A 12064-nucleotide genomic window follows, 5' to 3' on the forward strand; every position below is an offset into this window, starting at 1 on the left:
CAGAATAAAGGCTGTTTTGCCAATGCCAACGGGGCCGTATACTAATATCCGCTTCTGTTCCCGCCCCCGCAACAAATTAAATATCTGCTTGAGTTCCTTTTCCAGATTCTCTGCTTTGTCACCTCTGATTCTTTCACTGTAGGCAGCGGCTAGATTGTTTTGAGTCATTGCCCAATTGATGGGGAAGTCTTGTTTGGTGTAAACTTCCAATGCCAGATGATATGCAGCTATAGCATCTTCAATATTCTGTGCCCGGTCACCTCTGATTCTGTTACTGTAGGCAATGGCTAGATTGTTTTGAGTCGTTGCCCAATTTTCCCGGTTACTCTCGCGGGTAAAAACTTGTAACACCGCTTCGTAACCAGAAATGACGATTTCCATGTTATTTGCTTTTTTGCCGAGTGGGAAGTCGTTGAGGTGGTAGCTGAAATCCCAAATAGTATCGGCAATAGATTCTGCTTCCTCTGTTTCTACTTCTGAGAGTTTAGCTGTTGCCCAAGTTTGTAGAAAGTGAGCAAAGTTATTGTCGAGTTTGTCTAGGTTAGCTTGTAAAAGTTGGTAGACTACTTTTTTGGAGTCGCCATTGCTGTTGGCGATCGCCTCAAATACCTCCATCAAGAAATCTAAATAATCTTGTTTATCCATAAATTTACTATTAACCTTTAGAAGATTTTTCGGCAAACCCTAATTATTCAGTAACTAAGGTAATAGAGATGTTTGCCCTATTTTAAGGGGATAATTTTTTTCCAAATAGCTATTATCCAGACTTAATATAAGTATTTACACTGATTTCATACAGCTCTCATAAAACAAAAGTTCCGTATTTTCCACCTAGTAACCTCATAAGTCTTCAGTAATAATAGGGATGTCAAAACAAGTAAAAACTGTTAAGACAACAACCGATAACTTACTTAGGAGATTTAAATAATAATTGCTAACTACCAGGTGGTTTGGAAGTTGCCTATCTTAGCCTTGAGATAACAGAAGAGGAAGCCAAAGTTAACTTTTCCCGATTTATCTATCAAGGAACAGAAAGTTTTAGCACTTACAAAGTTAGTTCTTTGCCCATCTACCCTAAACCTACTGCAATTAAATATAAATAGACCAATTTTTTCTAGCATTTTTCATACAGGTTAGCTTTTATATTTGTAGCTCATCTAATCTGAAATTAAGAAACAGATTAGTACATTAATTGGTTACCCAAAATATAAAATTTAACTATAACAATGAAAATTGATTTTATACTTTTTCCAGATTTTGCCATAGTGTAACTTTGACTTTCAGTATCTTCAATAATTAGGCCAATAAAACTCCGAGTTTTATGAAGTTCTGATGAAGTAATTCAATGTTTTACTGCTTTACAAAAACTTCATAAATTGTACTTACTATTTAAGGCTCAAACCCCCAAATAGAGATAGCTATAGCGATTGAAAATACTTAAAGTATATTTTTGTTACTCAATTTTTTTTACTTAAAAATTACTACAAATGATTTCAGGAAAGGATGATTAATTGTCTTTCTAATGCTTGTTACCACAAAGAAGTTTATACCTTCAAGAAAATAGTGAATTATATGTAGTAATAAAATCAAATAATCCTATACGTCTATATATCTATCTTATTTTTCTACTTAATCCTTAAATTATCAGTATCAATCTAATTCAATAAACCACATGATTTACAATTTTTTATAGCAAAAACTTTTTTTTCATCAATAGGTATTGTAATAGCAACAATGTGTTGCAAGTATTTTAGAAAAAAGAATAATTTTGATATTTAAGTTAATTATGAAGCTTTGATGAAGTTCAGTAGAACTACTTGCACCCCAAGGAAATTTTGGATTATTATTTATTGTGATGTGCATCACTAAAAGATGAATAATTTCTACCTCTATTTTTTTTGTTGAATATATGGTGAAGTGAGTTAATTAAGGCTTACTGTATATATACTCATTTCAGTTTAGATTGAGACGATAGTTTCTTACTGTGAGTATAGTTTGAACTAAAAAAGTGTCTCATTCCTAAGTTAAACAAATATATGCTTACTTTATGATCTGCGGGAGGACTTATGTTAAGACAAAATAATTTAATTCAGGGTTCTTATTCTACTTTTGAGCGTGAGCGTAAAAAGAGCAAGACTAAGAAATTAGTCTTAAAAACATTAATATTTACAGTCATATGTGGAGATGCTCTATTTTTAACTGGAGCTATTGCATATCATCTTTACGATAAATGGGTTTTCGCTAATAAACCTATATATCCTACAGAAATTCCTTCGATATCTCCTACAGAAATTCCTTGGCTCAAAACTAAAGAAGAATGTGAACATACTGGTAGAGTCTGGCAAAGTGGAGAATGTCTAGATAGCGAACATAGTCATTTATTTTAAATGTTTAAGTAGCTGCATTCAGCTAATTAATTGAACTAAAAAAGCTTTTATGTATAGCATTAAATTTGAGAAAGAAGAAAAGAATAAAATGGTTGACGGGAACTCAATTGGCTAACGTTAAAGTTCATAGAAAAGTAAAAAAAGTGATTAACTCTTCATCAACGTGCAGTCAGTAAAAAAGTTACTGGTTTGCTGTGGAATGCAAAGCAAACAAAAAATCGAGTTCATGTATATTAATGTAGATGGTGTTTCAACCGAGAAGATGCCTGCTCTTGAGAATAAGGTTAGAGACTACGGTCAGCGATCCTTAAATTAGTAGAGCCAAGCCTCAAATAAAAAATGATGATGGTAAAAAGATTGGTAGTTCTGCATAGTAACGGTGAAGATATATGTTTTTTAATTTCTTCCCACACTCCCCACACTTCCTACCCTCTCTCTACCATCATTATAGAACCCACTTGGTATCTTGATAAATATCAATTTTTTTTAGCCTTGAGTCAGGAGACAGCTATACTGGAGACAGGAGATTAAGAGGGAAAAAGGAAGAGGTAAGATGTGGGGATAGATAATACAAAAAATTCAACACTCCTTTTTCAGATTTTTCCTCACTCATTGATGTACGAAAAGACTTGACTACCATAATTATATAGATCTCAAATGGGTTCTATACACCACCAGGTAAACATTGTCATCAGATGTCCTTAAAAGAATGTGTTTATGTTTGTCTTGTATGCGGTCATAGCAAAGACAGAGATTTAAACGGGAGCAAAGACATAGAATGTTTGGACAAAAGGAATATTTATTCTAGTGCATTCTGAGTAACAGTCTTTACCGAAAAATTGTGGTTTAAAGCCTCCTCTTTTTAGGCGATAATAAATAAAAATTTTCATCATTAGTCAATCCTCTTGTTTGCAAGGAGAGGTAATTGTTAATTATTCATTAGACATCTCCAGAAAAGAGGCAGTAGGCAGTAGGCAGTAGAGGAAAAGAATTGATAATTTCTGTGCGATAATTGATTTGATTTTTTATTGTCGGAGATATCTATTAGACATCTCCAGAAAAGAGGGAACAGCGAACAGAGAAGAATAATTGATAATTTCTGGATAAGAATTCATCTTATTTTTAATTTTTGGAGATGCCTATTATTCATTATTCATTCTTGAAGATTGGCTCTACGGAGATGGCCTTTGGAGGGGAAAAATCTAGGACTGTGAAGAAACAGGAAGTTATAGGACTACAAGAATTGCTGAGGACATTTTTCAATGCGAAAACCCTTTTACCGAAAAATCCTGCTTTAAAGCCTTCCCTTTCTATTTTGTCAAGTTTTATGTTAAGAAAAATGTTTATGAAAGTATAGCCTTTTGAAGGGATAAAAAAAATAGAATATTCCTGATGTTAAGCCTCACTTATTGCAGAGGTACTGATAACTGATGACTGATAACTGAAATGACCTCCTGCCTTACCCTATTAATAAAGCTCTTATCTAATATCCAAATAAGGATTTACTATTTTCCTTCCATACCATATATCACCATAATTGTCAAAAAAACACCTAATCAGGAGCAATTTCTGCTGAGGCTAAAACCTGTTGACATCTTCTCCTGCTTCAAGGTGAAGGGATTTCCACATCACTGTGAGACTTTCCTCACAGTTCAGCAGATCCACAACTATATACATTGAATGCATTAAAAAGCTCCCCTAAAAGGGGAAGACATCTACTCCAACTTTCCGGTATAAAGTCAAAAATAGCCATAGTTGCACTTTGGTTAAGAGTAGTTATAATACGAAAGGGATTTCTCTGTTTCAAAATAATTATGGGCAAATATTTAAATTAGAAAATTTACACACAAATTAATGAGGGAATAAAAAAATTAGAAACTTTGTGATTCAATTGTTGTACTCAAATAATTCCTAAAATTTACCCGATTTTAAATAAATAATCAATCCTTCTCAATAATAATTTCACAGCTAAAATCAAGAAAAAAATACAAAAAAACTAACCAGCAAAAAAAATTAAAACACATAATTTCAGAATCAAAAACTGAAGCTGAAGAAAAAAAGCTGGTAAGCCTGGGAATTAAAGATAACACTTATGGAAATACCATTTGACATAACTCTACTGATCATCCTGACTGTAATCAGTGGTATAGGAGCCCAAGTTCTAGCAGCCTACCTTAAAGTACCTGCGATAGTCTTTTTGCTACTATTTGGTATTCTAGTAGGCAAAGATGTTCTGGGAGTGGTGCATCCAAACCTACTAGGTAATGGTCTAGAAGTTGTAGTATCCTTATTTGTAGCCCTCATTCTCTTTGAGGGGGGCTTGAATTTGGAACTTAGAGAGTTAGGAAAAGTTTCCGGCAGTATCCGCAACTTAGTGACTATAGGTACACTAATAACGTTAATTGGTGGTGGTATGGCCGCTCACTGGTTAGGTGAGTTTCCCTGGGCGATCGCATTTCTTTATGCCTCCCTAGTAGTAGTTACAGGGCCAACAGTAGTAGGGCCATTGCTCAAACAGGTTTCAGTAGACCGACAAGTAGCTACAGTATTGGAAGGAGAAGGAGTTCTCATAGATCCTGTAGGAGCAATTCTGGCCGTATTGGTACTGAACATAGTTTTAAATGAAGGTGCTGACCCTCTAGGATTATTTAGAGACCTAGTTGTGCGCTTAGGAATGGGAACTATCATTGGTGCAGCAGGAGGCTGGATTTTAGGATTCACCCTCAAAAGAGCAAAGTTTCTGTCTGAAGAGTTAGCAAATCTGGTAGTTTTAGCGGCTCTGTGGGGAATTTTTGGTTTAGCAGAAGAAGTCCGCAGTGAATCAGGATTGATGGCCACAGTCGTAGCAGGAATTGTGGTTGGAGCAGCCGAAATACCAGAGTTACGACTATTAAGGCGGTTTAAAGGACAACTAACAATGCTGGCTGTTTCAGTATTGTTTATTTTACTAGCAGCAGATTTATCTTTAGCAAGTATCGTTGCTCTAGGTTGGGGAAGTGTGTGGACAGTTTTGAGTTTGATGTTCCTGGTTCGCCCTCTCAACGTATTAATCTGTACTTGGAATAGTAGGCTGAATTGGCGACAAAAGATGTTTGTCAGTTGGGTTGCTCCTAGAGGAATAGTTTCAGCTTCAGTTTCTTCCTTATTTGCTATCTTGTTAACTCAAAAAGGTCTCAATGGTGGTGACTCTATCAAGGCTTTGGTATTCTTGACTATTATTATGACAGTATTTAGTCAAGGACTAACAGCAAGATTCGTGGCTCAATTTTTGGGAATTACTTCTAGCGCAGCTACTGGTGCTGTGATTGTGGGTTCAAATCCTCTGTCCCGATTAATTGGACGTATATTTAAGGACAGGGGTGAATCAGTGGTACTGATAGATACAGATGAGGAGGCTTGTCAGCAGGCAGAGAAGGAAGGTTTGCAGGTATACAAAAGTAGTGCTTTTGATACTAATGTCTTAGAAGAAGCTGGTTTAGAATCAGTGGGTACTTTCTTAGCAATGACTAAGAATGAAGAAGTAAATTTAGTTTTGGCTCAAAGAGCAGCAGAAGAATTTAAGCCACCAAGAGTATTAGCTATTTATCCAAAAAGTCCTCAGAATAAAAGTCTTAATGGTAAAGAGAAGGTTCAACAAGCGTTTACTTCAGAGTTAAATATTAAAAGTTGGAATAAATATCTTTCTGACAGAGAAGTGAAATTAGGAGAAACAGTGCTTAAGCAATTGGGATTTGAGTTTCAAAAGACTCACCTTAAGGCACTTATTCGAGCAGGGGAGTTAATGCCAGTTTTGATTGAAAGGCAAGGAAGTCTTCAAGTGTTATCTGCCATGGAAAATTGGCAACCAGGCGATCGGATTATTTATTTGTTACATGACCCTAAACCTAAGCTTCTTAGACGACTATCTGGATCTCAACAATCAACTTTAACTCTTGAAAAACATCCAACTGTTGAAGAAGTACCTATACCTTCTTCGGTTCTCGAATCTGAACTCTGATAGTAAGCATATCCTGCGGAATGCTGCGCAAACAGCTATTAGCAGTCAGCTGTCAGCAATTAGTAATGATAAAGTCTTTGTAGTGCGGGCATCTTGCCTGCAAAAGATGCACCTCACTGATATGAAATATGCTGTAATACCAATTTGGAAAAAGAATGCTACAAAAAGGTAGACCTTGATCGGATATGCTTAAAAATAGGTAGTCTAGTTCATTTTAGATAGTTATTTATATCGTTTTTCCATTTTTTTAAATATTTATCCCTTCTTCCTTCTAGCATTTGTAACAAACATTTATCACATTGGTATAACTAAATTTTCAAGTTAAAAATCAGGATGAGCTACTGTATTAACTCTGAATGCCGAAAGCCGTATAATCCCTCCGATCATCGATTTTGTCAGAGCTGCGGAGCTAAGTTACTTTTGGGCGATCGCTACCGTACTATTAAACCTATTGGTCAAGGTGGCTTTGGCAAAACTTTTCTAGCGGTGGATGAGTATAAACCTTCCCGACCCCGATGTGTGATTAAACAATTTTTTCCTCAAAATAGTGTTAATGCACAAAAAGCTGCTGAATTGTTCGGTCGGGAGGCCGTCAGACTTGATGAGTTGGGTCAACATCCTCAAATCCCAGAATTAATGGCTCATTTTCAACAAGGTGAGCAACAATATCTCATCCAAGAATTTATTGATGGGCAAAATTTAGAGCAGGAATTGGTTGTTAATGGGACTTTTACTGAAAATAAGATTCAGGAGTTACTTTGGGATTTGTTGCCTGTGTTGGAATTTGTCCACGAACGGCAGGTGATTCATCGGGATATTAAACCTGAAAATATTATTCGGCGCAATTCAATTACACTTCCTGATGGTAGAGGGGAAATTAAAGGCCAGTTGGTTTTGGTAGATTTTGGAGCTAGTAAGGTAATTACAGAATCTTCTCTTGGCCAAACTGGAACGATGATTGGTAGTGCGGGATATGTTGCTCCGGAACAGTTGGCGGGAAAGGCGGTTCCTGCTAGTGACCTTTATAATTTGGGGGTTACTTGTATATATTTGTTGACTCAAGTGGCGCCTTTTGAGTTGTTTGATGTGGTTGAGGGTAAGTGGGTTTGGCGACAATATTTACAGTCTAATATTAGTGAAGAATTGGGGATAATTATTGATAAGCTTTTGGCTCCAAATATTAATCAAAGGTATCAGTCTGTAGAAGAGGTTTTAAAAGAATTGGAGTCAGTGAAATATCAGAAAAGTTTTGCCTCTTCAAATTCTCAAACAATAGGAAATAATCCTTCTTTGTTAACCAAAGTGCTTGGGGGTATTCCACAAGTTATTAAAGGTCGAATTATGCAAGAATTTGGGAAAACAGAGGCAGCGATCGCTTCTTATGATCGTGCTATTTCTATTAGACCAAATAATTATGATGCTTGGTATAAGAAGGCTGAAGTTTGTAATCAGTTGAAGCGTTATGAGGAGGCGATTTTTTGTTATCAAAAAACTGTGAAATTGCAGCCTAATCATTGGCAGGCATGGCGGAGTTTGGGGGTGTTATTTTATCAATTGCAAAGATATGAAAAGGCTGTGGAAAGTTATTTTAAGTCTTTGGATATTGAGGGGAATCAACCGATGGTTTGGTTATGGTTGAGTTTGGCAATTAAGAAGTCTGGAGATGAGCAAAAAGCACAGATGTGTTTGGAAAAGGCGAGGGAATGTTTGCCGAAAAGTCCGGTAGAAAAGGCAGAGGTTTTATGGCAAGCTTGGGAGAAATTGATTAGGTAGTTTGGAAGGAGGAAGGAAGAGGGAAGGATTGAAAAAAAATTATAGCAATTCCTATAGTTATGGGGTAGATTTACGATCCCCCTAAATCCCCCTTAGAAAGGGGTACTTTGAAGGTTCCCCCCTTATTAAGGGGGGTTAGGGGGGATCTAAAACTGTACTTCATAGGTTAAAGAATTGCTATAGTTGGCGTAGTATCAGAAACAATAATCATTTAAAATTTCTGCTGATTTAAAATTAATTCTGCTTGTTCCACTTCTTGACATAATTCCTCCAAATTATGCTCTTCATTAAAAATAGAAATCCCCCATTTATTCATCATTTCAATCATTTTAATCCGAGAAACACCTAAAATTTTTGCAGCTCTACCACTGCTAATTTCTCCAACTTCTAATAAAGCCATGACATATCCCTCTTTCGCTTTTTGTAAAGCCTTTTCTCTCATCTCACTCGAGAGCTGAATATTTTCCAAACCTTCATCGGAAATTGTTAAATCCATCTTCAAATCATCCTAATTCTACAGTTTAATTTTCTTCTTAAATCATACTCCACTTTACTACTTATGCCCCTAATTACAAGAAAAAACCATTGAGCTACGGTTATCCATTTTTCTAGGATTTAATTGACGCTCGAACCAATGAAATATTATTGGAGAAGCAAGTAAAAGTAAGAAATAGAACCCCCTATTACAATTATTTCTTATTTCCGGATTCTGACATCGTTGGGTTGTAGAAGCCTTTGTGAAGCCTATAACCCATTTTATAGTGGCTTTGCTGGGTTTAGCCAATAATATTGGTATTGCATCAGACTAAAACTAATATCTTTTATTCTATTTAATAAGGAAATTTATGGAACCTTTAACAACTGCTGCTATTGCTCTAGCAACCGTGATAGCTACAAAAGCTTTAGAAAAAACGGGTGAAAATGTAGGAGATGCTCTCTGGAACAAAAGTAGCCAATTTTTAGCATCTCTAAGAGAACATTCCCCAAATACTGTAGCTGCTATAGAGAAAGCTCCTGAACAACCTCTTGACTATGGTGAAGCTTTACTTGAGATAGAATCTACTGCTCAAGCTAATAATCAAATAGCTCAATCAATGCAGGAATTGGTAGCTTTGTCAGAAACAAATTCGCTGCCAAATTTTCCTGAAGTTCTTAAAGAGATAGAAGAAACTGTCAAAAAATCTCAGCATTCATACCCTGAAAGTTTTATCCAAAATATCCAAAAGGCTATTAATGTAGCTCAAAGTCAAACTATTGACCAAAAGGGTGCCACTTTCAATATTTGACTGCTAGAAAAAAGTAAGCAAGTTAAGCCAATTCAAAAATCATTTTGGTGGTTTATTATATCGCTATGCTTACTTTTAATACCAATTGGTTTTCATTTGTTTCCCAAAAATTTAACACCTGAAAACCAATTAATTAGAGAAGGACGTGAATTACTAAACAATCGAGAATTTGAGTTAGCTGAAGAGAAGTTTAATGAAGCTAAAAAATTAGCTCCAGAATTAGCAGATCCTTGGTATTGGAAAGCAAAAGTTTCTCTAGCTAGGCAAAATCTATCCGTTGCGATTTTTTATGTTGAAAAGGCTTTGGGGCTTCAAGCAAATCACGAACCTAGTTTAGTTATACAAATTAAAATACTGTTACTAAAAGGGGGAACTTATACAGAAGAATCTAAAAGAAAAGCCAAGGAAAGTTATGGTGTTTCAGATTCTTTAGATCAATGGTTGAAGTGCTTGGAAAATAACAATGTATTTTCTGATTTGGTTAATACTGAATCTAACTTAGATAAATTGTGTCCTTCTCCTAAAAATCCGTATTATTTCATGTAAATTCTAGATTATAAGAATATAAATAAAGTGAAAAATAATAAACTTGTAATTTTAGGAATTTTATTAGGTTTATTGGGGGTCTTAGTATTGATTACTTTATTAGTGAGAAAGATAGATCATCCCTCACCAGTTCCTATTCCTTCCCCTCTCTTTCCCGAATCTCAAAAACGAATAGAACTAGAATCAGAACAACTAAGGGAAGGGGAAATGGAACTACTAAACGACAGCCTTTCCCCACAAATATTTCCATCTTCTCGTAATGTTCCTCTAGTAAGCAACAATCAATTATTGCCTCATAATGGATTATTTATCAGAAGAAATAATCAATTTGGTACAAGATTAAATGTAGGAATTAAGGACTTAATTGAACAAGGAGTTTTAATTGAACAGAGAAATATTCGCTTCGATGACTTCATTGCCTTAAATAGTGAAGGAATACCACTACCTAAATCAGGTAATTCTCTTGGAGTTAGCTATGGAATAACTCCAATTCCACAAAAGCAAAAACGGAATCAGAGAGCTACTCACTATTTAGAAATTGCCTTGAAAACTTCCAACACAGCTCCAGCAGGATATCAAAAGAGCGAACCTCCACCTGTTAATTATATTTTTGTAATCGATACAAGTAGTTCTATGGAAGGAGAAAAATTAGATGCCGTGAAACTTTCAATCAAGGAAATTTTCAAAAGTCTCAAGAAAGACGACATTATTGGCATAATAGAATTTAATGAACAGCCAAAAACTGTATTAAAAGCAACTCCTGTCAGAAAAATTGAGATTAATGAATTTAGTAGAATTATCAGTGGTATAACTGCTGATGGTGGAACAGATATTAACATAGGAATATCCTATGGAATAGACGAAATTAGTCGTTATGAAAGCAACAATACTCTGAATCATATCTATTTATTTTCTGATGGAAATCCGACTTCCGGAGAAACTGAATGGATTAGAATCCGACAAAATATAGACAACAAAACACGAGGAAGTGTCCGCTTATCAACTTTTGCTTTTGGTTCAGATGCTAATACTAGAGAACTTGATGCTTTAGCTGGTCTTACGGGAGGAAAATCTACTTTTGTGACAGATCCAGATGATATTCAAGTTAGCCTTAAAGATGAATTAAATAGAAGAGAATACCTAGCAGCAATTAATGTTCAGTTAAAGATAGATATCGATCAAAATATCCCAATTATTTACTTGTATGGTCACGATGAAATAAAAGACCCGATTAGCAGAGCAGCGGTCTTCAAAGATGTTGAAGAGGCGAAAAAGAAAGCAGAAAGAGAAGTTGGAGTAGAATCAGAACCTGACTTGATAACTCAGGAAAAAGGTATCCGAATTTTTGTACCAGATTTAGCAGTTGGTGAAACCTATTGGATAGTTTTTGAATTAGCTATTCCTGAACCAAACAATCTAAATTCGATTGGGGAAGCAACAGTACAGTATGTCGATGCGTTTAAGCGCCAAAATCAAAAACGTCAACTTACCTTATCACCATCAGGAAATTTACCATCTGATTTAGTAACAGAACACGCTTTAGGTTTATGGACAAGTGAAGTAGCTTTCTATATCCTTGATGACCTTTATGAAAGTGACTTGGAAACTGCTGAAAGGCGAATTGAAAATCATGTTGCAGTTCTTCAATCTGCTAATTCTGATTTAGATTCAGAACTAATTAGGGACGATATGATTACTCTGAGAAAATTATTATCACTTGCTCAAAATCTTGGAAAAGCGGGAACATCCTCAGATACTCCTCGCCAACGTCGTCAAGATTTTTTCATATACTCAGTTAGGGGTTTTGGCAGAGTTAGAAACGGTTTTAACCGAAATTCTTCTGCTGCAGCTACAAACGTTTCTAATCCCTAATCATTAATATTAATTATTCCTTGCTTTAGGAGCATTCTTTTTTCTTCCTTGTACTATAAATTACTATTTGCTTAACTTACTAATATTCTCCTTTCTCTGCCCCCCACCGTAATAACTAGCAACAATAGCTACCATCAACCACCAAAGCGTATTAATTTGAGGACGATACCAAACCGTATCCACCAAACCATGAGCCATTAACC

The 12064-nt window shown here is 35.5% G+C and carries 8 protein-coding genes; 6 read left to right on the forward strand and 2 right to left on the reverse strand.

Annotation, left to right across the window (positions count from 1 at the left end):
- Positions 1-645: tetratricopeptide repeat protein (locus tag AC3DU7_RS09985; protein WP_488039200.1), on the reverse strand; the 645-nt coding region annotated here is incomplete at its 3' end.
- Positions 646-2066: 1421 nt separating this feature from the next.
- Between AC3DU7_RS09985 and AC3DU7_RS09990 the strand changes: the two genes are divergently transcribed.
- The 3 genes from AC3DU7_RS09990 (at position 2067) to AC3DU7_RS10000 (ending at position 8157) form a co-directional block, all read left to right on the forward strand.
- Positions 2067-2387: a hypothetical protein gene (locus AC3DU7_RS09990; RefSeq protein WP_488039201.1), complete on the forward strand. Its 321-nt coding sequence runs from the start codon at positions 2067-2069 to the stop codon at positions 2385-2387.
- Between the two features lie 2092 nt (positions 2388-4479).
- Positions 4480-6384, forward strand: coding sequence for a cation:proton antiporter (locus tag AC3DU7_RS09995; RefSeq protein ID WP_488039202.1), 1905 nt, complete (start codon positions 4480-4482; stop codon positions 6382-6384).
- A 333-nt stretch (positions 6385-6717) separates the two neighbouring features.
- Positions 6718-8157, forward strand: a complete 1440-nt coding sequence (locus AC3DU7_RS10000) for a protein kinase domain-containing protein (RefSeq protein ID WP_488039203.1) — start codon at positions 6718-6720, stop codon at positions 8155-8157.
- 211 nt (positions 8158-8368) lie between these two features.
- Here AC3DU7_RS10000 and AC3DU7_RS10005 read toward each other — a convergent pair whose 3' ends face one another.
- Positions 8369-8653, reverse strand: a complete 285-nt coding sequence (locus AC3DU7_RS10005; RefSeq protein ID WP_488039204.1) for a UPF0175 family protein — start codon at positions 8651-8653, stop codon at positions 8369-8371.
- Positions 8654-9002: 349 nt separating this feature from the next.
- Between AC3DU7_RS10005 and AC3DU7_RS10010 the strand changes: the two genes are divergently transcribed.
- From AC3DU7_RS10010 to AC3DU7_RS10020, 3 genes are all read left to right on the forward strand, one after another.
- Positions 9003-9443 (forward strand): hypothetical protein, encoded by a 441-nt coding sequence (locus AC3DU7_RS10010; protein WP_488039205.1) that lies wholly within the window; start codon positions 9003-9005, stop codon positions 9441-9443.
- A 96-nt stretch (positions 9444-9539) separates the two neighbouring features.
- Positions 9540-9989 (forward strand): hypothetical protein, encoded by a 450-nt coding sequence (locus AC3DU7_RS10015; RefSeq protein ID WP_488039206.1) that lies wholly within the window; start codon positions 9540-9542, stop codon positions 9987-9989.
- Between the two features lie 27 nt (positions 9990-10016).
- Complete coding sequence (locus AC3DU7_RS10020; RefSeq protein ID WP_488039207.1) at positions 10017-11861, forward strand: vWA domain-containing protein; 1845 nt, start codon at positions 10017-10019, stop codon at positions 11859-11861.
- Positions 11862-12064: the final 203 nt, after the last annotated feature.

The organism is Okeania sp., assembly GCF_983059655.1.